Annotated in this window: 19 protein-coding genes and 1 pseudogene; 9 read left to right on the top strand and 11 right to left on the bottom strand. The window is 68.9% G+C overall.

The genetic code is table 11. The features are described from left to right. Positions 1-9 precede the first annotated feature (9 nt). The 5 genes from ACIN94_RS09775 to ACIN94_RS09755 form a co-directional block, all read right to left on the bottom strand. A complete protein-coding gene (locus ACIN94_RS09775) occupies positions 10-663 on the bottom strand; it encodes a histidine phosphatase family protein (protein WP_400702219.1) in 654 nt (217 codons plus the stop codon). A 198-nt stretch (positions 664-861) separates the two neighbouring features. Next, positions 862-2,460, bottom strand: coding sequence for a GMC family oxidoreductase (locus ACIN94_RS09770; RefSeq protein ID WP_400702216.1), 1,599 nt, complete (start codon positions 2,458-2,460; stop codon positions 862-864). A 175-nt stretch (positions 2,461-2,635) separates the two neighbouring features. Continuing rightward, a complete protein-coding gene (locus tag ACIN94_RS09765; RefSeq protein ID WP_400702213.1) occupies positions 2,636-4,465 on the bottom strand; it encodes a hydantoinase B/oxoprolinase family protein in 1,830 nt (609 codons plus the stop codon). Beyond that, positions 4,458-6,482, bottom strand: coding sequence for a hydantoinase/oxoprolinase family protein (locus ACIN94_RS09760; RefSeq protein WP_400702210.1), 2,025 nt, complete (start codon positions 6,480-6,482; stop codon positions 4,458-4,460). The genes ACIN94_RS09765 and ACIN94_RS09760 overlap by 8 nt, the downstream gene beginning before the upstream one ends. Before the next feature lie 78 nt (positions 6,483-6,560). Beyond that, positions 6,561-7,010, bottom strand: coding sequence for a hypothetical protein (locus ACIN94_RS09755; protein ID WP_400702207.1), 450 nt, complete (start codon positions 7,008-7,010; stop codon positions 6,561-6,563). 146 nt (positions 7,011-7,156) lie between these two features. Between ACIN94_RS09755 and ACIN94_RS09750 the strand changes: the two genes are divergently transcribed. Continuing rightward, a complete protein-coding gene (locus ACIN94_RS09750) occupies positions 7,157-7,786 on the top strand; it encodes a thymidine kinase (protein ID WP_400702204.1) in 630 nt (209 codons plus the stop codon). Between the two features lie 117 nt (positions 7,787-7,903). Here the strand turns inward: ACIN94_RS09750 and ACIN94_RS09745 are convergent, their stop codons facing one another. Then, complete coding sequence (locus ACIN94_RS09745) at positions 7,904-8,593, bottom strand: DsbA family protein (RefSeq protein WP_400702201.1); 690 nt, start codon at positions 8,591-8,593, stop codon at positions 7,904-7,906. 78 nt (positions 8,594-8,671) lie between these two features. On the opposite strand from ACIN94_RS09745, the pseudogene ACIN94_RS09740 reads away from it, so the two are divergent. Further along, positions 8,672-9,354: pseudogene (locus ACIN94_RS09740) on the top strand (transposase family protein). Positions 9,355-9,862: 508 nt separating this feature from the next. Beyond that, positions 9,863-10,261 carry a hypothetical protein gene (locus tag ACIN94_RS09735; RefSeq protein ID WP_400702198.1) on the top strand — a complete coding sequence of 133 codons (399 nt, stop codon included), beginning with the start codon at positions 9,863-9,865 and terminating at the stop codon, positions 10,259-10,261. Between the two features lie 409 nt (positions 10,262-10,670). On the opposite strand, the gene ACIN94_RS09730 is transcribed toward ACIN94_RS09735, so the two are convergent. From ACIN94_RS09730 to ACIN94_RS09715, 4 genes are all read right to left on the bottom strand, one after another. Continuing rightward, complete coding sequence (locus tag ACIN94_RS09730; protein ID WP_400702195.1) at positions 10,671-11,570, bottom strand: hypothetical protein; 900 nt, start codon at positions 11,568-11,570, stop codon at positions 10,671-10,673. Positions 11,571-11,724: 154 nt separating this feature from the next. Further along, on the bottom strand, positions 11,725-12,438 hold the full coding sequence (locus ACIN94_RS09725; RefSeq protein WP_400702192.1) for an SRPBCC domain-containing protein: 714 nt from the start codon (positions 12,436-12,438) through the stop codon (positions 11,725-11,727). Between the two features lie 86 nt (positions 12,439-12,524). Further along, positions 12,525-13,589 carry a fatty acid desaturase family protein gene (locus ACIN94_RS09720; RefSeq protein WP_400702189.1) on the bottom strand — a complete coding sequence of 355 codons (1,065 nt, stop codon included), beginning with the start codon at positions 13,587-13,589 and terminating at the stop codon, positions 12,525-12,527. Between the two features lie 175 nt (positions 13,590-13,764). After that, the gene (locus ACIN94_RS09715) at positions 13,765-14,151 is read right to left on the bottom strand and encodes a VOC family protein (RefSeq protein ID WP_400702186.1); all 387 of its coding nucleotides are present in this window, start codon (positions 14,149-14,151) and stop codon (positions 13,765-13,767) included. A 186-nt stretch (positions 14,152-14,337) separates the two neighbouring features. Between ACIN94_RS09715 and ACIN94_RS09710 the strand changes: the two genes are divergently transcribed. The 6 genes from ACIN94_RS09710 to ACIN94_RS09685 all read left to right on the top strand — a co-directional run bounded on the left by ACIN94_RS09710 (position 14,338) and on the right by ACIN94_RS09685 (position 22,673). Continuing rightward, the gene (locus tag ACIN94_RS09710; RefSeq protein ID WP_400702183.1) at positions 14,338-15,201 is read left to right on the top strand and encodes a polysaccharide deacetylase family protein; all 864 of its coding nucleotides are present in this window, start codon (positions 14,338-14,340) and stop codon (positions 15,199-15,201) included. A gap of 149 nt (positions 15,202-15,350) precedes the next feature. Beyond that, positions 15,351-16,787, top strand: a complete 1,437-nt coding sequence (locus tag ACIN94_RS09705) for a cytochrome ubiquinol oxidase subunit I (RefSeq protein ID WP_400702180.1) — start codon at positions 15,351-15,353, stop codon at positions 16,785-16,787. Between the two features lie 11 nt (positions 16,788-16,798). After that, positions 16,799-17,740 (top strand): cytochrome d ubiquinol oxidase subunit II, encoded by a 942-nt coding sequence (gene cydB, locus ACIN94_RS09700; RefSeq protein WP_400702177.1) that lies wholly within the window; start codon positions 16,799-16,801, stop codon positions 17,738-17,740. 102 nt (positions 17,741-17,842) lie between these two features. Beyond that, positions 17,843-19,087 carry an MFS transporter gene (locus ACIN94_RS09695; protein ID WP_400702174.1) on the top strand — a complete coding sequence of 415 codons (1,245 nt, stop codon included), beginning with the start codon at positions 17,843-17,845 and terminating at the stop codon, positions 19,085-19,087. A 643-nt stretch (positions 19,088-19,730) separates the two neighbouring features. Further along, positions 19,731-21,536, top strand: coding sequence for a PQQ-dependent sugar dehydrogenase (locus ACIN94_RS09690; RefSeq protein ID WP_400702171.1), 1,806 nt, complete (start codon positions 19,731-19,733; stop codon positions 21,534-21,536). 87 nt (positions 21,537-21,623) lie between these two features. Beyond that, a complete protein-coding gene (locus ACIN94_RS09685; RefSeq protein ID WP_400702168.1) occupies positions 21,624-22,673 on the top strand; it encodes a hypothetical protein in 1,050 nt (349 codons plus the stop codon). An 83-nt stretch (positions 22,674-22,756) separates the two neighbouring features. On the opposite strand, the gene cutA is transcribed toward ACIN94_RS09685, so the two are convergent. Further along, positions 22,757-25,144 (bottom strand): aerobic carbon-monoxide dehydrogenase large subunit, encoded by a 2,388-nt coding sequence (gene cutA / locus ACIN94_RS09680; RefSeq protein ID WP_400702165.1) that lies wholly within the window; start codon positions 25,142-25,144, stop codon positions 22,757-22,759. Between the last annotated feature and the right edge of the window lie 9 nt (positions 25,145-25,153).

Genomic DNA, 25,153 nt, shown 5'->3' with positions numbered 1-25,153 from the left:
GAACATGGTCTAAAACGTCACGTTTCCCAGATGGCCGGCATCGTTGAAAACCTCCGGCCGCGCCCCCCGCCAGATGGAGATCGAGGCGTTATGGACCGGGATAAACGCGTCCAAGGAGGCCAGGGGGATCCCCTCGAGGACGTGCTTGACCATCAGCACCACCGCATCGTGGGCGATGACCAGCACACGCCGGTCCGCGCATTCGGCGTGCAGGTCCGCAAGGACCTCCCGTACCCGGTCGGCGACGTCGGGAATGCTCTCTCCCTCCGGTGCCCGGTGGCTGTATCGCCGCGAGATCAGACCCTCGGCCTGCTCGGGAAACCGCTCCCTGATCGCCGCCAGGTTCATCCCCGACAACGCACCCATCTCCCGGTCCCCGAGCCGTGCCTCCAGCCGGAACTCCGGAACCACGTCCAGCTCGGCCGCGACCAGCTCCCAGGTCTGCACGGCCCGCCGGTACGGCGAGCACCACACCGCTTCCGGCGTCTCCCCGGTGGCCAGACGTCTTCCCAGCTCCGTGGCCTGCTTTCGGCCAAGCGGGCTGAGCGAGACATCGCGGTCGGACCCCGGCAGGACGATGGCCGCCCCGGTGGCCTCAGCCCTGTCGAAGGCCGCGTTGGACTCACTCTGGCCGTGCCGTACCGCGGTGATCATGGAGGGCATTCCTCCAGAGAACCGCGCCACCACCGCATTGACAAGGCTTGACTTTTATTGACATCCACCTTCAACGTTCCACGGATCAAGGCGGGCTGCCGCAGGGCCGCCTTGGCCCGGCCCAGAGCAGAACAGGCGCTCCATAGCCGGCTCCTGCGGGCGCACGCTGTCCAGCGGGACGGGCGGGGCGCTTCTCTCCAGGACGGATCACGCTCTGCCCAGTATGAGGTCCGCGGCATGCCAGGCCATCGCCATGACAGGGCCGTTCAGATTGCCCGACACCATCGTCGGCAACACCGAGCAGTCGACGACCCGTAGGTTATCGACGCCTCTCAGGCGCAACTGGGAGTCCACCACGTCCTCGTCACCCGGCCCCATGGCGCACGTGCCGATCGCGTGGTAGCCGCAGTAACCCCCGTCCAGCGCGGCATTGATGACGTCCTCGTCCGACCGAACCCCGACGCCGGGAAAAGTCTCCTCCATCAGCCGCGCCGCGATCGGCTCCTGGGTGAAGAACTCACGCATCCGGCGGAGCAGGTCGACGCCCACCCGGCGATCATGGTCGGAGCCGAAGTAGTTGGGGTCGACACGCAACGGCGCGTCCGGATTCGCGGACGTGATCGCCACGCTTCCTTCCGCTGTCGGGCGGAGCACTTCGGCGACGACCGACAGTCCAGGCTGCCTCTCGACGGTGACCGTCTCACCCGCCCGATACGTCGCCACCGACCACGGTCCCATGAGCAACTGAGCATCCGGCCGGTCCAACTCGGGGCGGGTCTTGAGGAAGGCGATCACATCGTATGCGGGTGCGGCGAGGGGACCCTTCCGATTCAGCAGGTACTTCAGCGCGGTAACGCCCTGCCTGGCCGGCGTGGAGAGCATGCGGTTGTAGCCGAGGTTCTCCTTCAGCCGGAACTTCAGGGCAAGGCATCGGTGCTCACGCATGTGCGCGCCGACCCCCGTCCGCTCCAGGCGGACCTCCACCCCGGCGGCACGCAACACATCGGACGGCCCGATTCCGGACAGCTGCAGCAGTTTCGGGGTGCCCAGACTGCCGAGCGACAGGACAACCTCGCGACGGGCGTGGTACTCCACCATGCCGCCCTTGGCGTTTCGAGCGCGGACACCGATGACCTTGTCGCCATCGAACAGCAACTCCGTCACCAGCATGCCGGTGACGACGGTCAGATTCGGCCGGTCGCGCAGGGGGTGCAGGAACGCCCTGGCCGCGCTGAACCTCCGCCCGTCCTTGATGGTCGCCATCGTGTGCCCGATGCGCTCGTCGTCGGACTCGTTGACATCCGGCATGGCAGTCAGGCCGAACGCGGTCCCTGCGGCGATCATCTCCTCGCACAGCGGATCCGGATCGCGCGGAAGGGACACATGCAACGGTCCGCCCACGCCTCGGGTTTCCGACGCGCCCAGCGCGTTGTCCTCGATGGCACGGAAGATCGGCAGGATGGTGTCCCAGCCCCAGCCCGGGTTGCCCAGCCGCACGAGCTCGTCGTAGTCGGCGCGCTGGCCACGGTTGTACACCATCCCGTTGACCGAACTGGACCCGCCGAGGACTTTGCCACGGGGCCAGATCTCGGACTGCCCGCTCGGGCCGAACGGACGGGTCGGGTAATGCCAGACCTTCGTCGGGTCGTCGAAGAGCTTCCCGAAGCCCTTGGGAATGTGGTAGAGCGGATTGCGGTCAGAACCGCCCGCCTCGATCAGCAGCACACGGATTTTCGGGTCTTCGGACAATCGGTTCGCCAGCACGCACCCGGCCGATCCGGCCCCGACGATCAAATAATCTGTCACGGACATTATCGTCTTATATCCGGCAATAAACCGTGCGGTTCTGTCGACTGTTCCCGAACTGCCGCGACCAACGAGCGGATCACCCCATTCATGCCGGCGGACCTGATGCAGCGTCTGCTCAGCGGTGACATTCCCGTGGAACCGGTCACACCAGTTACTTAATATGATCAATTCGTCACGCGAAGTCCACCTCGGCGTACGGCAGGCCGCCCGACAACGACGGGAAGCCCGGGCCGCGGTCGAAGAAGGGGCTGTCGGCTACCAGGAGGGCCCGGAGTTCGGCGCGGCGCTCGGCGGTGGCCTCGGCGTCGACGTGGAAGTCGTCGCGGGAGCCGTACAGGATCACCCCGTAGTCGTCACGGGCGCCCTCGACCGAGACCTTGCCGTCGCGGACGTCGGCGGCCACGGCCTCCGGCGAGCGGTCCAGCGGGGAACCCCAGCCGCCGCCTCCGGTGGTGCGCACCCGGATGACCTCGCCGGCGCGGACCGGCGAGTCGTCCACCAGGCCCTCCATCTCCCGGCCCTCGATCTCCACGACGAACGGCCGCCCCGCCCGCCCGCCGTTCACGCCCCAGCAGGACAGGATCGAACGGTCGGCGATGGACATGAACGAGGCGTCGCGCAGCATGCGCAGGTGCTTGTCGTAGCCGAGACCGCCCCGGTAGAGGCCGGGGCCGCCGGAGTCGGCGGCCAGGCCGAGCCGTTCGACCCGGAACGGCCAGCGGGACTCGGCGAACTCGACCGGGATGTTGCGCGAGTCGGGGACGACGTGGATGGTGTCCTCCCCGTCGGCGTACCACCGGCCGCCGGAACCGCCGCCCAGGACCTCTCTCATCAGGTACGGCATGCCATCGGCGTCGTCGCCGTAGACACCGGTGTAGCGGATGGTCTCCTGGTCGGCGGGCATCCGTCCGCCGGTGGCCTTGGCCAGCACCCCGGCCAGCACGCCGAGCAGCCGCAGGATCACGAACGTCCGGGCGTTCGTGGGCGCCGGGAAGATCGGGGTGAGCAGCGTCCCCTTCTCCGGGAACCTCATCTCGATGAGCGGGACGACCCCCTCGTTGACGTCCAGCTCCGCCATCCGCTCGGGGGTCTCGGCCAGGTTGCGCAGGATCGGCGCGAGCCACTTCTTCAGGAACACCCCGTCGGCGTAGTCACCCGCGTGATTGATCGGCCCCTTGGCCTGCGGTGACGTACCGGTGAAGTCGATGACCAGCGGCGCCTCCGCGGAGTGGTCCACGGTGAGGGTGATCCGCTGAGTGTGCAGGCGGGGCTCGTCCACGCCGTCGTGCTCGGCGTAGTCCTCCCACACGTGGGTGCCCTCGGGGATCTGGGCCAGCAGTTCCCGGCGGAACGTCTCGGTGGTCTTGGAGATGATCGCGTCGAAGCACGCCTCGACCGCCTCGCGCCCGTAGCGGTCGAACAGCTCCCCCAGCCGCCGCGCGCCCATCAGGCAGGCCGAGCACTCGGCGTCCAGGTCTCCGGCGAGCGAGTCGGGCATCCGCGAGTTGCGCGTCATGATCGTGAGCGCCGCCCGGTTGGGCACGCCCCGGTCCCACAGCTTGATCGGCGGGACCATGAGCCCCTCCTCGAACACGCTGCGCGCGTGCGAGGGCATAGATCCGGGGACCGCCCCGCCGATGTCGTCGTGGTGGCCGAACGCCTGCACGAAGGCGACCACGGCACCGTCGTGGAAGACCGGGACCGTCACGCACAGGTCGGGCAGGTGTCCGATGCCCCCCTCGGACAGGTAGACGTCGTTGTGGAAGAACACGTCCCCGGGGTTCATCTCCTCGACCGGGAAGTCCCTGACGACAGGCTGGACCAGCGCCGAGTAGGACCTGCCGGTCAGCTTGCGCAGCCGTACGTCGTGGATGCCCGCCCGGAAGTCGTGCGCATCGCGGATCATCGGCGAGCGGGCCGTGCGCGCGATGGCGGTCTCGACCTCCTTCTCCACCGAGGCGAGCGTGCCCTCCACGATCTCCACCAGCACCGGGTCAGCCACGGCGCACCTCCAGATTTCCGAACTCGTCCATGGTCGCGGTGAAGCCGGGGTGCACCGGCAGTGTGGAGCCGTACTCCTCGATGACCGCCGGGCCGCGGACCACCGATCCGGCGGTCAGGTCCGCGCGGTGGTAGATCGGGGTCGGCCCCCACCCGTCGTAGAAGACCTCACGGGCCGTCACCGGCCGGGGGTCCGCCGTGCCGTACGGCCTGCGCCCGATGGCCGGGCGGGTGATCGGGCCGATTCCGGAGACGCGGAGGTTGACCCACTCGACGCCGTGCCGGGGGTCGTCGCGGTAGCCGTAGCCGTAGAGCCTCTGGTGCGCCTCGTGGAAGCGGTCCAGCACCTCGGCCCGCCACGCCTCGTCCAGCGGCCCGGCGGGGGCGGGCACCCGGACCTCGTAGGCCTGGCCGTAGTAGCGCAGGTCGGCGCTGCGCGCGTAGACGTGCGCCTCGGCGGTGAACCCCTCGCGGTCGAGCGCCTCGGCTGCCTGGTCCTCCAGGTCGCCGAAGATCTCCGCGGCGGAGTCGAGGGAGAGCTCGCGGGTGACGAAGGTACGGACGTAGTCGTTCTTGACGTCCACGGTGAGCAGGCCGAACGCCGACACGTTGCCCGGGTCGGGCGGGACGATCACCGACGGCAGACCGAGGATGTCGATCAGCCGGCAGACCAGCAGCGGGCCCGAGCCGCCGAAGGCGACCATCGGGAAGTCGCGCACGTCCAGGCCGCGCTTGACGGTGAGCTGGCGGATCGCGTTGGACTGGTTGAACGCGCTGATCTCCAGGATGCCGGCCGCGGTCCGCTCGAGGCTCAGCCCGACCTTGCCGGCCAGTGTCTCGATCCCCTGCCGGGCAGCGTCCGCGTCGAGCGGGATCTCCCCGCCGAGCAGGTGCGCCGGGACCCGTCCGAGGAAGACGTGCGCGTCGGTGACGGTCACCTCGGTGCCGCCCCGGCCGTAGCAGAGCGGGCCGGGATCGGCCCCGGCCGACTTCGGGCCGACCTTCAGCGTGCCCTCCGGCGAGATCCACGCGATGGACCCGCCGCCCGCCCCCACGGTGACGATGTCGATCATCGGGATCTTGCACGGGTAGCGGCCGACGCTCCCCTCGGTGGTCAGCGACGGCTCCCCGTCGACCACCACCGCGACGTCGGTGGAGGTGCCCCCGCCGTCCAGAGTGATCACCGACGGGTGCCCGGCGGTGGAGGCGATCAGCGCGGCGCCGAGCGCGCCCGCGGCGGGGCCGGAGAGCACGGTGGTGATCGGCTGGTGCACGACCTCGGCGGCGGACAGCACGCCGCCGTTGCTCTTCATCACCGAGAACGGCATGCCGAGGCGGCCCGCGAGACCGGCGATGTAGCGGCGCATGGTCGGCTTGACCGCGGCGTCCACCAGGGTCGTCACCGACCGCTCGTACTCGCGGTACTCGCGCAGCACGTCGCTGGAGATCGAGACGACCGCGCCGGGATGCTCCCGTTCGATGACCTCGCGCATGCGGATTTCGTGTGCGGGGTTGGCGTAGGAGTGCAGGAAGCACACGCCGATCGCGGTGATCTCCCGCTCCCGGAACCACCGGGCCGCGGCCACGGCCGCCGCCTCGTCGAACGGCCGGACCTCGGCACCGGTGTGGTCCAGGCGCCCGCCGACGGTCCTGACCCGGTGCACCGGCACGATCCGGGGCGGCTTCACCCAGAAGTAGGAGTTGCCGTACCCATCGGGGACGCTCTGCCTGGCGATCTCCAGGATGAACTCGAAGCCCTCGGTGGTGACGAAGCCCAGATCGGCGATGCGGTCCTCAAGGAGCTGGTTGGTGGCGACGGTTGTGCCATGCACGACCGCCGACACCGTCTCCAGGTCCGCCTCCCCCAGGACCTTCCGCACCCCCTCCATGAACCCGCCGGCCGGATCGGCGGGTGTGGAGGGGGTCTTGGTGGTGGTGATCTCACCGGTCTGCTCGTCCACCGCGACCACGTCGGTGAACGTGCCTCCGGTGTCGACACCTATACGGACGCTACGCATGTCCCCGTGTCTACCCAGTCCGGCGGAGTCCGCAAATCGGCGCACCCTGCCGAAGCTGAGCCACGTCCTTGGGCACTGTTAGCGGCGGCGAGGACCCATGATGGAGCCGATCACCGCGTCGGCGTCGTGCGCGTGCACCTTCGCGGCCAGCCGGATGGCCATCTCGTTCGCACGGCGCAGCTCAGCCTCGACCCGGTCCTTGCCGGACTGGCCGACCTGAACCCCGAAGTAGGCGCCGATGATCGCGCCCGAGACACCGACCAGGCCGGCGAAGGGGGCCGCGGACTCTCCGCTGCGGAACGCGACCACCACGAAGGCGAGGAGAAGGACGATCAGGCCCGTGACGACGACGTAGAACCCATAGCGCCAGCGGGCCGCCTCCGCCTGCGCGGCGACGGTCTCGTCCTCGGTCATCATCGCCGCCAGCGCGACAGGCATCTCGGCGGTCTCGGCCGAGGGCGGCATCGCCGGGGACGTGGCCGCAGGGATCTTGTTGAGGGGCGGGGCGGGGTTTTTACCGGTCGTCACAGACTCTCCCACTTTCGATAGACCAAAATGAATCTCCCATGCTTCTCGTAATAGAGCCAAGTCAGGCTATGTCACACAGGTTCACCACTCCTACCAGCGCACCGCCTGCCTAAACACTCCCGCCAGACCCACTAGGCTGACCCCCCGTGACCGAATCGTCTGCGCTCTCCGCCGTCCCCGTCGGATCCCGTGACGGAGTACTGCGCTTCTACTTCGGCCCGATGGACTGCGGCAAGTCCACGCTGGCCCTGCAGATGAACTACAACCACGGCCGCCAGGGCAGACGCGGTCTGGTGCTCACCAAGCACGACCGCTCCGGTGGCCCCCAGGTGACCAGCCGGATCGGCCTGGGCAGTGAGGCCATCGAGGTCGACGACGATCTCGACCTGGTGGCCCTGGTCCGCCGGCACCAGCGCATCGACTACGTGATCTGCGACGAGGCGTGCTTCTACACCGTCGACCAGATCGAGCAGCTCGCCGACCTCACCGACGACTTCGGCATCGACGTCTACGCCTTCGGCCTCGCCTCGGACTTCCGGTCACAGATGTTCCCCGCCGCCCAGCGCCTGTTCGAGCTGGCCGACGAGATCAGCCGCCTCCAGGTGGAGGTCCTGTGCTGGTGCGGCCGCCCCGGCCGCCTGAACGCCCGCGTGGCCGGCGGCAAGCTGGTCCGCACCGGCGAGCAGGTGCTCATAGGGGACACCGGCGACGACCCGATCCGCTACCAGGTGCTCTGCCGCCGCCACTACCGCGCCGGCGACCTCGGCCAGAACTGAGATCACTCACGACCGTCTGACGGGAACCACGCGCCTCGACGGGATGGCGCGGCTCCCGGCAGACAGTCTCCAGCCACCGGTGGGTGATGAACGGCGGACAGCGAACGGCAGGAGACGTCAAACAGCGCAGTAACCCTCGTCGTCGCAGGCGTCCCCCGCCGCGTTGGCAGCCTTGAGAGCCGGACTCTGACCGGTCCGCTCGGCAACCTCTTCCAAGGCGGCGAGCAGGGTGTCCTCCGGCTGGGCGCCGGAGACGGCGAACTGCCCCTCGAACAGGAACAGCGGCACCGAGCTGACGCCCAGGGCGCGGGCGCGCGACAGCTCCTCCTTCACCGCCGCCGCGCCGTCCTCGCCGTCGAGGTCGGCCCGGACGCCGATCTCGTCGGCCAGCCCGGCGAGCACCTCGCGCGAGCCGACGTCGAGGCCGTCGGTGAAGTGGGCCCGGAAGAGCGCGTAGATCGCCTCCTCCCCCTTGCCCTGCTCCCCGGCGAGCTGGATGAGACGGTGCGCGTCGAAGGTGTTGGCCTGGACCGAGTGGTCGAAATCCAGCGTCAGCCCGTCCCCGGCGGCGACGTCGGTCACGTGCCCGAACATCTGCGCGGCCCGCTCGGCCCCGCCGAACTTCGCCGCCGCCCATTTAAGGGTGGGCTCCCCGTTCGACTCTGCATCCGGCATGAGCTGGAACGGCCGGAACTCCACCTCCACCTCCCCGCCCCTGGCCCGGTAGCGCTCGACGGCGCGGGCGAAACGGGTGTGGCCGATGTAACACCAGGGACAGACGATGTCTGAGTAGATTTCAACCTTCACGCAACGCTACAACCAGCCCGGAGGCCCGCTGATTCCACCGCTGGGACCGCGCCACCCCGCCCGCTGTCTCCCCCACCTTTGCGGACCGATACGGAGGGTACCCAATTCGCCGTCGCGGACCTGGCGCATGACCGCTCGCAGGCGTTCTTCGCTCGCCAGGAGTTCCCGGGCCTCGCCGACGGGGAGCCGACCGGCCACGGTGAGCTCGACCCGCCGCCGCGAGCGGTCGAACAACTCGACGCCGGGCTGACCCATCTGAACCTCGACGGCACGCTGATCCGCACCGACCGGGTCGCCACCCCCGGGCCGAACGGCGCCGACCTGTGGTGGTCCGGCAAGCACAAGCACCATGGCGGCAACATCCAGGTCATCTCTGCCCCGGACGGCTGGCCGCTGTGGGTGTTGGTCGTACGGCCCGGCCGCGAACACGACATGACCTGCGCCCGGATTCACGGCCTGATGGACGTGCTGACGACCACCGCCGAGCAGGGCCTGCTCACCCTGGCCGATCTGGGCTACGAGGGAGCCCCCGAAGGGTTCCGCATCCCGACCAAGAAGCCCAAGGGCGGCGAGCTTACGAAGACCAGAAGATCTTCAACCAGGTCATCCGTGGCATCCACGGCATTGGCGAACGCGCGAACACGCTGCTCAAGACCACATTCAAGGCCATGCGCCGGGTCAGCCTCGACCCCGGCCGCATCACTCAAATCGCCGCGGCGGCCCTTCTCCTGCTGCAGTTGGAGTACGGACGGACCGTGTAACGCGATCACAGTCCGCACCCATCGGTTACCGGGAAAGGTTCACTGTCATCCAGGTCTTCCGACGTGCGGAACGAGCCCACGACAAACTGCGGCGCATACGCCGTCACCCTCCGGATCAGTCAGCGCGACGGCAAACGCCTTCGCGCTCCCCGCCCGCGTGAGTCCCCAGAAGAACCGGATCATGCGGTTCAGAGCATGCAACTTAGCAAACGGTTAGAAAGTACACATTGATCGCCTTCACTAGCAAGATCTACATAAGTAACAAATAAAACAGATCGCTGGATTCAAATCAGGAACGGTGCATTCTCACACGTACGCTTACTCACAGTAATAAATCGGAGATAATGCGAAGGGTGAACGGGAGTGACGGGTGACGCTTCTCCCGCCCGACGCGACTTCCGATATCCCAGTGAAACCGTACGGCGACCGTTGATCTTCAGGTCTGTCTATTCTGGTGAGACCGGCCAGGCACCCTCCGCGCCACACAGGCCAGGTCCGTTTCCCCCTGATGATCGGCGGCGAGGAGAAAACAGAGATGCACGCGAGTCTGGGCGCGCGGGTGGGAGTTCTGGAGAGTGACGTGGCCATGGTCCGCGCGGAGTCCGTGGAACACAGGGCCGTCTCGGCGGCGATCCTCACCGTTCTCGAGGACCTCCGCACGGTGACGGCGGAACTCCGGACGACGACGGATGGCCTGCGCAAGGGACAGGAAGAGCTCCAGGCGACGACCGACGACCTGCGCAAGGGACAGGAAGAACTCCGGGCGACGACCGACGACCTGCGCAAGGGACAGGAAGAACTCCGGGCAGGACAGGCCGAGCTGCGGGAGGACATGGCCTTGGTCAAGAGGTCCGTCGGAAACCTTGAGGTCTCCGTCAACGACCCCCTCCTGAGGGAGGGGGCTTGAGGTGCAGTAATGCACCTTGAAGCCCCGCGTTGACCAGCCCTGGCCATCAGCTCAAGGAGGTGCATTTTTGATGGCTACGTTGAACACAAGATCGCAGACCGACCTTGGGGTGCTTCCTCAGCCCCAAGCTCTCGAATCCGTGGGAGCAGACACGCCCGAGGGTGGGCACGAAACGGCTCACGGACACCGCCAGGCGGCGGTACCTGGTGTTCAACCTGGGCGAGGGGAGATCGAGCGGACCGGCACCCGGTCTGCTCGGCGTCACCCCGAGGGCGCTTCGGCGCCGGAGGGAGCGAACCGTGAGGTTCACCCCGTCGTGTTCGTCCTGGACAGGCACGGCCACCCGCTCGACCCCTGCATTCCTCCCCGGCCTGAAGGCCGGGGCATCCTCGGGAGGTTCAGGTGAGGATCAGGTAGCGGAGACGATCTCTTCGAGGCGGGCGGCGAGCCGGTCGGGTTCGCCGTCGGCCAGCGCGGCCACGGCGCGCCACCAGGCGAACCACTCGCCGCTGCGCCACATCCAGTCGACGCGCTCGATCGCGGCGATGACGTCGCCGGCGACCTGCCACGGCTCACCGGCCTGCCCGGCGGAGGCGCCGTTGCGCAGGGCCCAGTCGCGCAGGATCTCGGCAGCGACGGCGTCCACCGGCTGCGCGTAGGGGTCGGGGTCCTCTCCCATCGGGTGCGGGCCGAGGCCGGCCGCCACGCTCCAGCTCCACTGGGCCTCGGCCGGACGGGAGTAGCACAGCGAGTCGAAGTCCAGGTTGGAGCCGAGGGTGTCGTCCGGGCGTCTGATCACCACGGCGTCGAGCCGGCCGCCCGCGTCGAAGGAGACCACGATCCGCTGTCCGGGAGAGACGTCCTCGGGCAGCTCGATGCGGTCCTCGGCCTGCCAGGAGTTGAGGTCGGTCACGGCGAGAGGGCGGCCCCATACCTCGTCGGCGACGTCGTCGGCGATCCAGAAAGCGAGCATTTCCAGCACCGTCAGGTCGGTCCACGGTTCGATCGCGGTCGCGGCGCCGAGCACCTCGTCCGGGGCGGGCAGCTTGCCGCCGCGAGGCCGCTGCCACCACTCCTCACCCAGGTCACGGGTGCCGACCAGCAGCCCGGCCAGCGCCGCGAGCTCGGTGGACCTGCGGGTCAGCGGGGCTCCGCGGGCCAGTCCGGCGCAGCGTGCGACGCGGTCGGCGCCGAGCGTGGCCCCCGCCTCGCGGAGCAGGACGGCGGAGTCGGGGCGCTCCTCGCCCAGTAGGTCGTGGATCAGTCGTCTGGCTTCGGTTCGGGCGTCCTCCGCACGTGCCTCGCGCATACGGGCCACGTTACGCCCGGCGCTCCCCAGGCGCGAGGGCCAAGCTGGACGGCCGTCCCGTCGTCGGGCGAACGCTCCCGGTAGGCCGCCCGTCCCGCCGGTGGCAGCAGCCCGACGACCACCAGGCCACCACCGGTTCTTCACCGGCCCGTGATCAGCTCTTCCGGCCGGTACGGCCGAGCAGCCAGCCGATCACGGCACTGCCGAGCGCGATGCCCGCGCCCATGCCGAACGCGGTGAGGACCGGCCACACGGGCGTGCTCGCCGTGGGTCGTCCGGCGGGACGCTCGAAGACCTGCGGGACCGCGGCCGGGCCGGTGCCCGGGGTGGCGGTCACGCCCGGAGGCGGCACAGCGGCGACCGTCCCGGCCGGAGCGGCCCCGGCGGGGGACGGCACGGCCGTGGGCATCCCGGCGGGGGCGGCGGCCGTACCGGAGCAGAGATGGCTCTCGACGGCGGAGAAGAACTCCGCCGCGGTCCGCTTGGCGACCGAGCTGAGCATCCGCTGGCCGACGCCGCCGATCATGCCGCCGACCACGGCCTCGGCGTCGTAGTCGACCCGGGTGCCGCTCTCCACCTCGCTGAGGCGGACCCGCACGGTGGCGTCCACGGTGCCGGGCGCGCCCTGACCCCGGGCCCTGAGCACGAAGCGCTGCGGGGCGTCGGGCTCGGACAGGGCGACCTCCCCCTGGTAGACCCCCTTGATCGAGGCCACTCCGGCGGTGACCGTCATCCGGTAGGTGTCGGGCCCCGTCTCCTCCAGGCGCTCGCAGCCCGGGATCGTGCGCACGAGCACGGCCGGGTTCTGAAGCGCGGACCACACACGATCCCTGTCGACGCCGAGCACGGCGCTGCCTGCGAGCTTCACACAAGCACCCTAGGCAATCGGCCGCCGTCCCGGTAACAGCAACTTCTGCCCGCCGGCGTGGCGTGTGATTGTCAGAGGCGGTCCCTCTAGGCGGCCGTGGAAGCGCGGGCCCGCAGCGGCGCCCCCACCTCGTGCATGTGCCGCAGCGCCTGCGCGTAGGAGCTGAGAAGCCCGCTCTCCAGGTAGTCGACGCCCAGTTCCTCGCAGTACGCCCGCACGATCGGCTGGGCGCGGCGCAGGTTCGGCATCGGCATGCTGGGGAAGAGATGGTGCTCGATCTGGTAGTTGAGCCCGCCCAGTACCGTGTCCACCATCCGACCGCCGCGCACGTTGCGCGAGGTCAGTACCTGGCGCCGGAGGAAGTCGGGCCGGTCCTCACCCCGCAGCATCGGCATCCCCTTGTGGTTGGGCGCGAACGTGCAGCCCAGGTAGAGGCCGAAGATCGCCTGGTGCAGGAGGAGGAACGCCACGGCCTTGCCCGGCGACAGCACCGTGAACAGCGCGGCGAGGTAGGCGACCACGTGCACGACCAGCAGCGTCGCCTCCAGTCCGCGGCGCCTCAGCGACGGGCGCGACAGGGCCCGGAAGCTGGCGATGTGCAGGTTGAAGCCCTCCAGCGTGAGTAGCGGGAAGAACAGGAACGCCTGCCGCCGGCCCAGGAACCTGGACAGCCCCCGGCTTGCGACGGCCTGTTCGGCCGACCAGATCAGGACGTCGGGGGAGACGTCGGGGTCGTGGTCCTCGTGGTTGGGGTTGGCGTGGTGGCGGGTGTGCTTGTCCATCCACCAGCCGTAGCTCATGCCGATGCCGAGGTTTCCGGCCACCAGACCGGCGATCTCGCTGGAGCGCCGGGAGCGGAAGACCTGCCGGTGGGCAAGGTCGTGGGCGACCAGCGCGATCTGGGCGAAGACCAGTGCGAGGAAGACCGCGACCAGCAGCTGGTACCAGGAGTCGCCCACCGCGAAGAAGGCGGCCCAGCCACCGGCGGAGCAGGCGGCGACGAGACCGAGCCGCAGGGCGTAGTAGCCGTGGCGCCGTTCCAGCAGCCCCGCCTCGGCGATCCGGCGTGAAAGCCGGGCGAAGTCACTGCCCCGCTCCTGGTCTCTCCCGTCTGCTGTGCCGGCGGCGTCGATCGCGAGCGAATCAGTCACGGTTCTCCTCAGGGGATCAGAACACTGGACATGATTAATTAGCCATTAGCGCCATAAATCGGCATAAAAGATGCAGTGAGTGGCCGACCCAGGATCTCGCAATTGCCGTGAGTACGAACTCCCGTATCCACCCGGACATACGGTAGTGCTGACCCTACCCGGCACCCGGCGGTGGTCAGCGCCGGTCGCGCCGGAGGGGGTGGTCGCCGGGGATCTCGACGAGGACGATGGGCACCCCGTCTGGATCCTCGATCCACATCTCGATCAGCCCCCATGGCTCAAGCAGGGGAGGACGGAGCACTCCGACCCCCGCGGCGCGCAGCCGTCCGTATTCGGCGGACAGGTCACGGACCTGGAGCCAGATCGCGGACGTCTGTCCCGCCGCCCCGCCGGACCGGCCGGAGAGCTCGAGGAATCCCTGCCCCAGAAAGAAGACCAGACCTGGGTTCTCGGGAGGGCCGAACTCCCGGTAGATCGCCAGCCCCAGGGTGTCACGGTAGAACCGGCGGCTGCGCTCGGGGTCGGAGGGACGCACCAGGATGCGGCTGCTCAGCACTTCCATGCGCGCCCCCCTTTCCCTACCGGGCAGCCTCCCCCCAGCGGGGCCGCCCATGCCTTTCTTCGCCTGCCGTAACGGCTCGCAGCCGCCATAAGTGGAGGTCGGGCCGTACGGGCACCGTGGACACGCGCCGTGGACGGGCATCTGGCCGGTCAGTTGGAGCTCCGGTTGCTGGCAGGATGGTGGCCCATGGCATCGGGGAAATCATGGGCGACCAGATCGACGGCCGCGTTCATGGCCGTGGTGGCGAGCACCGGGTGCGCCACAGACGTCACCTCCGGCGAGGGTCCTCGGCCCGGCGCCGACCGTACCTCCTCCCCGGCCACCGGCGCCTCCCCCGCCCCGCCGCCGGGCCCCCCGGGGGCGCTGCCCCGGCTGGGCGAGGTGGGCCGGATCCCCCGGCCCGCCGACGGACTACCTCCGGTGATCAGCTCCATCCCCACCAAGAGGAAGGTCGTCTTCCTCACCATCGACGACGGCTGGGAGCAGGATCCGGGCTTTGTCGCCCAGGTCAGGAAACGGCGGATCCCCATCGCGGCCTTCGTCACCCGCGACGCCGTGGAGGCCAGGGGTGCGACCGACCCGACCGCCCAGGGCGGCAGGTTCCTGGGCACCGGCAAGTGGGGCTACATGCGTGACCTGCGTAGGGCGGGGGCGACGATTGAGAACCACACGCTGACCCATCCGAACATGACGACGCTCGGCTACGAAGGACAGAAGACCGAGATCTGCGGCGCCTCCCAGGTGATCCGCAAGCACATGGGCAGCCCGCCCACGCTGTTCCGGCCACCGTTCGGCAACCAGAACACCCTGACCCGCAGGGCCGCCAAGGCCTGCGGCATCGACGCGCTCCTGCTCTGGACCGCGACCGTGCAGCCCGGCGGGAAGATCGCCTACCAGGTGCCCGACAAGAAGCTCCGCCCCGGCGACATTCTGCTGCTGCACTTCCGGCCGAACCTGGCGCGGGACTTCCGCATCCTGGTCGACAAGATCGAACGCCGGGGCTTCGAACTCGGCAACCTGGACGCCTACCTGAAGGCCGCGACCCGGTAGTCCGCGCGGTACGCCGGACGGCCCCGCGCCGGACCGTGTGACAAAGATCGCAGTGGTTCACGGCGCCGATCCCCCCAATTGCTCTACGGCTTGTAGTACTACTTTTAGTAGAACTACAAGCTGTAGAGCTCAAGCGTGGCGAGGGGAAGATGGACGCACTGGACCTGGCGAGGTGGCAGTTCGGGATCACCACCGTGTACCACTTTCTGTTCGTACCCCTGACGATCGGCCTCGGCGTCTTCGTCGCCGGCCTGCAGACCGCGTGGCACCGTACGGGCAGGGAGCACTACCTCAGGCTCACCCGGTTCTTCGGGAAGATCTTCCTGATCAACTTCGCGATGGGCGTGGTGACCGGCATCGTGCAGGAGTTCCAGTTCGGCATGAACTGGAGCGAGTACTCGGTCTTCGTCGGTGACGTCTTCGGCGCCCCGCTGGCCCTGGAGGCACTGCTGGCGTTCTTCCTGGAGTCGACGTTCCTGGGGCTGTGGATCTTCGGCTGGGACAAGCTACCCAAACGCGTCCACCTGGCCACGATCTGGGCCGCGGTCATCGGCTCCAACCTGTCGGCCTACTTCATCCTCGCCGCCAACGCCTGGATGAAGCATCCGGTCGGCTACGAGGTGGTCGACGGCAAGGCGCGCATGACGGACCTGTGGGCGGTGCTCACCAACTCCGCCGCGCTCGCGCAGGTGCCCCACGTGGTGGGCGCGGCCTTCGTGGTCGCGGGCGGGTTCGTGCTGGCGGTCTGCGGCTACCAGGTCCTGCGGGAACGGCGCGCCGGCCCCGGCCCGGCCGCACCGGTACGGCGGGACTCGGCGGACATGTGGCGGACGCCGATCCGGGCCGCACTGGTCATGACGGCGATCGCCGGGGTCGTGGTCGCGGGCAGCGGGGACATGTCCGCCAAACTGCTCTACGAGCAGCAGCCGATGAAGCTGGCCGCCGCCGAGGGACTCAGGCACGACACGGCGGGCGCGCCGTTCTCCCCGGTGCCGGGGGTGGAGGTGCCCGGGCTGCTCAGCTTCCTGGCCACCAACGACCCGGACTCGGTCGTCCACGGCACCGAGGATCTGCAGGCCCTGTTCGCCAAGGAGTTCGGCCCGGCCGACTACCGTCCCAACCTGCCCGTGGTCTTCTGGTCCTTCCGCGTGATGATCCTCTTCGGTATGGCCACGGTGGGCCTGTCGGTCCTCGGCCTCTGGCTGACCCGCAAGCGCCGCCGTGACCCCCGCCCGCCGCGCGAGGTCCCCGCGTGGTTCGCCCGAGCATGCCTGCTGGCGCTGCCGCTGCCGACCATCTCGATGATCTCCGGCTGGCTGCTCAGCGAGATCGGCCGCCAGCCGTGGACCGTCCAGGGCGAGCTGCTCACGGCCGCGAGCGTGTCGCCCGGCGTCAGCCTCACCGAGGTGGCCCTCTCACTGGCGGTCTTCACCGCCCTGTACGGCGCGCTCGCGCTGGCGGAAGCCGTACTGATCGTCCGCCATGTCAAGACGGGACCCGAGCCCGTCTCCCCCGCGCCTCTCACGCCGCCCTCCCGTGACGACGAGGACGCGGCCGCCCGACTCCAGCCGTCCCTGATGTACTGAAGGCGGAAACGATGGAACTCACCACCTTCTGGTTCGCGGTCATCGCGTTCCTCTGGACCGGATACTTCGTCCTGGAGGGCTTCGACTTCGGCGTGGGCCTGCTGGCCCCGGTGCTGTCACGGAACGAGGCCGAGCGCAGACAGGTCCTCGGCACGATCGGCCCCGTCTGGGACGGCAACGAGGTCTGGCTGATCACCGCGATCGGCGCGATGTTCGCCGCGTTCCCCGCCTGGTACGCCGGGCTGCTCAGCGGGTTCTACCTGCCGATCGCGCTGGTCCTCGCCGGGCTGATCGCGCGCGGGATCGGCCTGGAGTGGCGGGCCAAGGTCCACCACCCCTCCGGCCGCGCCTGGTGCGACCTGGGCATCCTGGTCGGCAGCGCGCTCCCGGCATTCCTGTGGGGCGCCGTCTTCGCCACCCTGCTGCACGACAGCGCGCCGGCCGCGCTGGTCGGCGGGGTGTTCTCCCTCTCGCTGTGCGTGCTGCACGGCGCCGTCTTCGTCGCCCTCAAAACGTCCGGCCCGGTGCGCACCCGTGCCCGCCGCACAGCGATGATCACTTCCGCGGTGACGCTACCCGCCGCCGTGGTGGCGCTGTCCAACATCCCCCTCGCCGGTACGGCCGTCGCCGACTGGGCCGCGGCCCCCTGGCTGTGGGCGTGCGCGCTGACCGCGATGGCGGCTCTGGCCGCCGGGACCGCGCTGACCTGGCGCGGCCGGGACGGCTGGGCGTTCACCGCCACCGCCTCGTCCATCGCGCTGGGCTCCGCCGCCCTGTTCGGCGCCCTCTGGCCGGCTCCCCTACCCGGCCTCACCGTCGCCGAGGCCGCTTCCGGCCCCTACACGCTGGGCGTGCTGACCTGGATCGGCCTGGTCGCGCTGCCATTCGTGCTCGGCTATCAGATCTGGTCCTACTGGGTGTTCCGCAAGCGCCTGGTCGCCGTGGTGACCTGAGCCCCCGGCCAATCATAACGATCTCGTTCCCCGACTACCCGCACCGCAATTTGTAAAGAGAATAGGTTGATTTTTCAGGAAAACTTCTAAAAGAATCCTTTCATGACATCCCCCAGCCTATTCCGACAACGGAACTTCACGCTCCTGTTCGGCGCAGATACGATCAGCCAGTTCGGCACGCAGATCAGCACGCTCGCCCTCCCGCTGGTCGCGGTGATCACGCTCCAGGCGAGTGAGTTGGACACCGGCCTGCTGTTCGCCGCGCAGACCGCGGCGTTCCTTCTGGTGGGACTGCCCGCCGGGGTGTGGGTCGACCGGATGCGCAGACGGCGGATTCTGGTGAACGCGGACCTGGTCAGGGGCGTGCTGCTGGCCTCGGTGCCGATCGCCTGGTGGCTGGACGTGCTGACCCTCCCCCAGCTGTACGCCGTGGCACTCGGCATGGGCCTGGCCACGGTCTTCTTCGACATCGCCTATCAGAGCTACCTGCCGAGCCTGATCGCCAAGGACCGGCTGATGGACGGCAACGCCAAGCTGGAGATCGTACGGTCGACGGCGGGCGTGGCCGGGCCGGGCCTGGGCGGTGGCCTGATCCAGCTGATCACCGCACCGCTCGCGGTGCTCGTGGACGCCGTCAGCTTCCTCTGCTCCGCGCTGTTGCTGTGGCGGATCGACGTCACCGAGAACGTGCCGGACCCCACGGCCCGGCGGGGACTGCTCAAGGAAATCGGCGAGGGGCTGCGCTACGTGGCCGGTCATCGCATCCTGCGGATGATCGCCGCCTCCACTGCCGTCGCCAACCTCGCGAACGGCATGCTGGCCGCCGTCGAGATGGTCTTCCTGGTCCGGATGGTGGGCCTCACCCCGGGCGTCATCGGCCTGCTGGTCACCGTGGGATCCCTCGGCGCGCTCGTCGGCGCGACGTCCGTGGGCGCGGTGAGCCGCCGGATCGGCTCGGCCAGGATCATCTGGCTTTCCCCCCTTCTGACCAGTCCGTTCATGCTTCTGGTGCCTCTCACCGCACCCGGCTGGAGAATGGGGCTGTACTCGGTGGCCATGTTCATGCAGACCGTCGGCGTGGTTCTCTACAACGTCGGGCAGGTCAGTTTCCGCCAGAGCATCACCCCCGAGAACATGCTGGGCCGGATGAACGCCACCATGCGCTTCGTCGTGTGGGGCGTCCTTCCCCTCGGCGGCCTGGCCGGAGGGACGCTGGGTGAGATCTTCGGAGCCCGCACCACGCTGTGGATCAGCGCCTCGCTGGCGCTGGTGGCCGTGGTGCCGCTCCTGCTCTCCCCGCTGCGCATGATGCGCGACCTGCCCACGGCGGACGAGGTCAGCGTCTGACGGCCTGAGGGGCCGGAGACGGAAGATCAGCGCCTGACCGCCCGGAGAAGGGGTGCCGAGCACCTCGGCGGTCAGGCCGATCACCGGCACGCTCGACACCCCGGCCGGCGCGAGTGCGGGCGCCGTCGCGTCCCCACCGCCCCACATTGCGCAGTGCGGGAATCAACGTTACGGAGCGTATTTCTCCGCTGCGTGCGGGGCCTGTCACGTCCCCGCACGCAACCGTCTTTACATCCTCCGCAGGAGCCGATTTTCGGTCTTGGAGAAACAAGTTGTTGACGTTGCCGTAATCGTCTCGTACGTTCGGGGAAGCGCTTTCCCTGCGCTCTCCCCGAGCTTTTAGGTGGGCGGGATGCTGAAGACCAGATGGTTTCTGCCGACGATCGTCCTCGTACTCACAAGCCTTCTCCCAGTGCCACAAGCAGCCGCTTTGCCCGTACGACAGGTAGCCGCGCATGCCGACGGACCGATAACCGACCCGATCCCGGAGGATCCGATCGCCTCCGGTCTGGGGCTGACCCTCGAAGAGGTCGCCACATTCCCCAAATCGGAACCGACCCCGGCGCCGACCGATCCGAGGCTGGTGCGATGGGCCCGAATCAACTACATCGGCGAAATCCCGGACGGATCTGGACGTAAATTTGTGCCTGACCTCAATGGCAGGCTGTATCTGCTGGAGAACGGCACACCACACGTCTACCTCGACGTCGGCGCCACGTTCGCACCCCAGTTCTTCTCCGGTGTCGGCCTCGGCCAGGGGTTCGGCTTCGTAACCTTCCACCCCGAGTTCAAGAAGAACGGCACGTTCTACACCGTCCACACCGAGCTGGCCTCGGCCACGACGAAGACCCCGGACATGAAGCCCCAGTCGGGCACTCTCTACCACGGCATCGTGACCGAGTGGACAGCGGACGATCCGGCGGCGAGCACCTTCCACGGAAGCCGCCGGGAGATCCTCCGGCTCGGGTTCGCGGGTCAGATCCACGGGATCCAGCAGATCGACTTCAACCCGACCGCCAAGCGTGGCCACAGAGACTACGGGCTGCTCTACATCGCGGTGGGCGACGGCGGCAAGGGCGTCGGGAACGACGAGCCCCAGAACCTGGCGGTACCGTACGGCAAGATCTTCCGGATCGACCCGCGGGCCGGGAACAGCGCCGGCGGCAAATACGGGATTCCGGCCGACAACCCGTTCGTGAGCAGGCCAGGGGCGCTCGGAGAGATCTACGCCTACGGGATGCGCGACCCGCACCGCTTCAGCTGGGATCCCGCAGGGCAGCACCGCATGTTCCTGGGACACATCGGTGAGAAAGCCATCGAATCGGTCTACGAGGTCAAGGCGGGCGCCAACTTCGGCTGGAGCGAGCGGGAGGGGACGTTCGTGTTCGACAAGACCACCTCGGACCCCTGCAACCGCCTCCACCCGTTGCCCGCCGATGACGCGAAGAACGGCTACACCTACCCGGTGGCCTCCTACGACCACAACCCTCCGCCGGGCTGGAACTGCACCTCCGACGTCGGGCGCGGGATATCCGGCGGCTCCGTCTACCGCGGCCACAAGGTGCCCGAACTGCGCGGCAAATACCTCTTCGGAGACATCGTCACCGGTCAGATCTTCTACACCAACGAGCGTGAGATGCGGACCGGCGCCGAGCAGGCCCCCATCTACGAACTCATGGTCTACGACCAGGCGGGCAAGCGGGTCACGATGAAGGGCCTGGCAGGCGACGCCCGGGTCGACCTCCGGTTCGGCCGCGACAACGCCGGCGAGCTCTACATCCTGTCCAAGGCCAACGGAAAGATCTGGAAGGTCACCGGCACGCGGCAGTTCGCCGGCTGCGACGCCGGCCATACCCATGTGAACAATGCGACGCGGGCGGAGCACTGGGCTCCGGTCACCCCGGCGAAGTGGCTGTTCCCCGGGAAAGAGGTCGTCCTGGCCGAGGCCGGGCAGTCCCGTCCCGGCCCTCGCCGCCCCTTCGAGTACGCGGTGCTCTCAGCAGGGCCGGAGTTCGGCTCGGTCCAGGTCGACGGCGAGGTCCGGCTGGACACCCCCGTCGAGATCACCAATCGCGATGTGATCATCGTGTTCGGATACCAGAGTGACACGCAGTTCTACTACGCCCATCTGTCGACGGACAACACGATCTACCCGCACAACGGAATCTTCTCCGTGAACAACGCCGACCGGCTGCGGATCGAGGACCAGTGGGACGAGGTGCGTTCGAGAGGCGCCAAGCCCGCCGTCATCGATGAGCAATGGCATCGGGTCCGGGTGAAGCACTGCACCGACTCAGGCGAGATCGCCGTCTACGTCGATGGTGCGAAGACTCCGCTGATGACCGCCGTCGACACCACCTTCACCTCCGGCCGGGTGGGTTTCGGCTCATTCGACAACATCGGCCGGCTCCGCGACCTCAAGGTCAACGGCACCCGGGTGAACAACTGACCGTACGAGCGTGACCAGGGCGCTGCCGGGGCGGACGCCCCGCCCCGGCAGCGCCCACAGTGTCCGACCACGCACCAGGAGAAGACAGTGAGAGATCGTCACGTGTACGTCAGTCATGATGCCGCGGCGCTGGGACGCCGCAGGCCACGCGGGCTCCCGGCGGCTCTGGTGGCCGTAGCGCTGTGCGGGTCGTTCTCGATGGTCCCGGAGGCCCAGGCCCGCGCCGCCGCACAGGCCGCCCCCGCCGCCACCTCGGCGGCCCCCCCGGGCCGGTCGGACGTGTTTCCGGGTCTGCGGCGGAACCTGGTCGCCTACTACGACTTCGAACATCCGGTTGCCGGGAATGCCGCGAAGGAGCAGGACCAGGGCCTTTCGGGGACGGACATCGATCTCGTCAACGGTGGCGCCTCGATGCGCGTACAGGACGGCGCGCATCCGGGGAGCAGGACCTCACTGCAGACACGGCAGATCAACCCCACCCTCTCCGGCAACGACGACTGGAAGGCCGGTATCCACTCGGAGACCGGCGTGAGCACCCTGGGCGCCTTCAACCAGGCGAAACAGGCCACCATCATGGGGTGGTTCAAGACGACCGGCCCGAACCCGGGCCTCAATTCCAACACCCCGGCCCCGGACGACCGTTACAACGCGGTCGGGCTGGCGGGCATTCTCACCGGCACCTCCCAGGGGCACGATGTCCGGGCCCTGCTCGAAGTGATCAACGTTTCGGGAGAGCTGCGAGTGGTCGCGCTCGGCAGGCGCATCGACGGCGGCAGGTCCCAGACGTTCGCCGCGAACGAGGAATGGCAGAGCGTGCTGCCGCCCAACCAATGGGTGTTCCTCACCGCGACCTTCGATTTCGACAAGGGAACCATGGCGCTGTACAAGAACGGCCGGCCACTCGAGGGGTTCTACACGCTCGCGGATGATCCGTGGGAGGTCACCGGCTCGCCGGGGCCGCACCTCACCTCGCCGACGGATCCCAGAGGAATCAAGATCGGCGGCAGTTTCCCCCAGAACACCCAGGAGCAGAACCCGTGCGACTGCCGGCTTGACGACCTCATGTTCCTCGACCGGGCCGTGACCGAGAAAGAGGTTCTCCAGCAGTACCGCTGGGCCACCAAACATCGCCCCTGACGTCGAGGGGCCGCTCCGGCTGCTGACCGCACTCCGGTCAGCAGCCGCAGTGCGCACGGGCCCGCATCGCCCCGCCCCGGAGTTCAGCCGGCTGAACGGCGCAGGTCGAACAGCTCCGACGGGGAGATCGGCATCCTGTCGATCCCGATGCCCTCGGCGTCCTCAATGGCCGAGGCGATCACCGCCGACACCGGGATGACCCCGGCCTCGCCGGCCCCCTTGATCCCCAGCGGGTTGAGCGGCGACGGCGTCTGCAGGTGGGCGGTCTCGATGAAAGGCACCTCGGTGGCGTAGGGCATCAGGAAGTCCATGAACGAGGCGTTCAGCAGCTGGCCGTGGTCGTCGTAGACCATCCGCTCGTAGAGCGCGCCGCCGACGCCCTGGGCGACGCCGCCGTGGATCTGCCCCTCGACGATCATCGGATTGATCAGGTTGCCGCAGTCGTGGACGACGGCATAGCGCAGGATGCGGATCTCGGCCGTCAGCGGATCGGTCTCGACGATCGCCGCGTGCATGCCGGAGGCGAAGGTCGACCGGAGCGGCGAGTAGTAGTCGCGTCCCTCCAGCCCCGGCTCCTCCCCCTCCTCCACCGGCGGCCGGTCGAAGGACGACGCCCCCGCGAACTGGGTCGCACGGGCCGCCTCGGAGTCGAAGGCGTAGCGCAGGGGGTTGGACAGCACCGCCACGGTCGCCAGCGGAATGGAGGCACCGGGCGAGCCCACCACCCGCACCTCGCCGTCGGCGATCTCCAGGTCACCGGGGTCGGCCTCCAGCGCCTCGGCGGCGATCCGCAGGGCCTTCTCCCTGACCTTGCGACATGCCAGCGCGATCGCGTTCCCGCTCATCACCGCGGCCCGCGAGGCGAACGTGCCGACCGCGTAGCCGAACCTGCGGGTGTCGCCGGTCACCACCGAGACCCGCTCCAGCGGCACGCCCAGCTCGGTGGCGGCGATCTGGGCGAACACGGTCTCGTGACCCTGCCCCTGGGAGGTGAGCCCGGTGGAGACGTGTACCCGGCCGTCGGAGGTGACCTGGACGTGGCCACCCTCGTACGGCCCGACGCCGGTGCCCTCGACGTAACAGCCGAGGCCGATGCCGAGCCTGCGCCCCTCGGCCGCCGCCTGTGCCTTCAGCGCGGGGAAGGAGTCCCAGCCGATGAGCTCCTTGAGCATCCGCAGCGACTCGGGATAGTCGCCGCTGTCGTAGATCAGCGGACGGCCGTCCTGGAAGATCAGACCCTGGTCGTAGGGGAACTCGCCGGGCTGGATGAAGTTGACCTCCCGCACCGCCGTACGGTCGGTTCCCAGGTAGGCGGCGATGTGGTCCATCGTCCGCTCCATGCAGAAGACGGCCTGCGGGCGGCCGGCGCCCCGGTACGGCGTGACCTGCACGGTGTTGGTGTAGATCGAGGAGAACTCGACCCGGTAGGCGCCGATCTTGTAGGGCCCGAGGAGCTGGGTGGAGGTGATGATCGGCACGATGATCCCGTACGGCGTGTAGGCGCCGTGGTCGTGCAGGATGTTCACCTCCAGACCGAGCACCCTGCCGTCGTCGTCGAAGCCGACCCGGACGGACTGCACCTGGGCCCGCTCGTGCGCCGAGGAGACGAAGTGCTCGCGCCGGTCCTCGGTCCACTTGACCTCGCGGCCGAGCAGAATGGCCGCCCAGGGGACCAGTACCTCCTCCGGCCACGGGTGCACGATCTTGACCCCGAATCCGCCACCCACGTCGGGGGCGATCACCTCGACCTTGGGCAGCGGCAGGCCGAGCTTGGCCGCGATGGCCATCCGGACGCTGGTGGAGGTCTGGGTGCTGGTGTACACGCGCAGGGACTCGTCGTCGGCGTCCCAGCGGGCGTACACGCCCCGCCCCTCCAGCGGCATGGACGCGCTGCGTTCGATGTCGAGCCGGAAGGCCAGCGTGTGGGGCGCCGCCTCGATCGCCTCCCGGGCGCCGAGCCCGGCCGCCGAGGGCACCTCCTGCACCAGGTGCGCGCCGACGTTGCCCGGCACGTCGGCGTGGACGAGCTGGGCGGACTGCACCGCCTCCTCCACCCCGACCACCGGTTTGAGGATCTCGTAGTCCACCCGGATGAGCGCGCAGACGTCCTCGGCGAGGTAGCGGTCACGGGCGACGACCATCACGACGGGCTCGCCGACATGCCGGACCAGGTCGCGGGCGAGCGGGTAGGCGGTGCGGCCGTGGGTCAGCGCCGGGTGCGGGATGAGCAGCGGCAGCGGCTGGGCGAGCAGGGCGGGCAGGTCGTCCCAGGTGTAGATCGCCACCAGCCCGTCCACGTCGAGCGCGGCCGACACGTCGATGTCGCGGATCCGGGCGTGCGCGTGCGGGGACCGGACGAACGCCGCCTCCAGCGCGTGCGCCCCGAGATCGTCCAGGTAACGTCCCTGGCCGGTGAGCAGCCGGGGGTCCTCCCGCCTCGGCACCGGTTCCCCGAACAGCTTGGTCGTCATGTCGCCCCC

This window comes from Streptosporangium sp. NPDC087985 (assembly GCF_044741965.1).
Classification (GTDB): domain Bacteria; phylum Actinomycetota; class Actinomycetes; order Streptosporangiales; family Streptosporangiaceae; genus Streptosporangium.
This window is presented reverse-complemented; position numbering and strand designations above follow the sequence as displayed.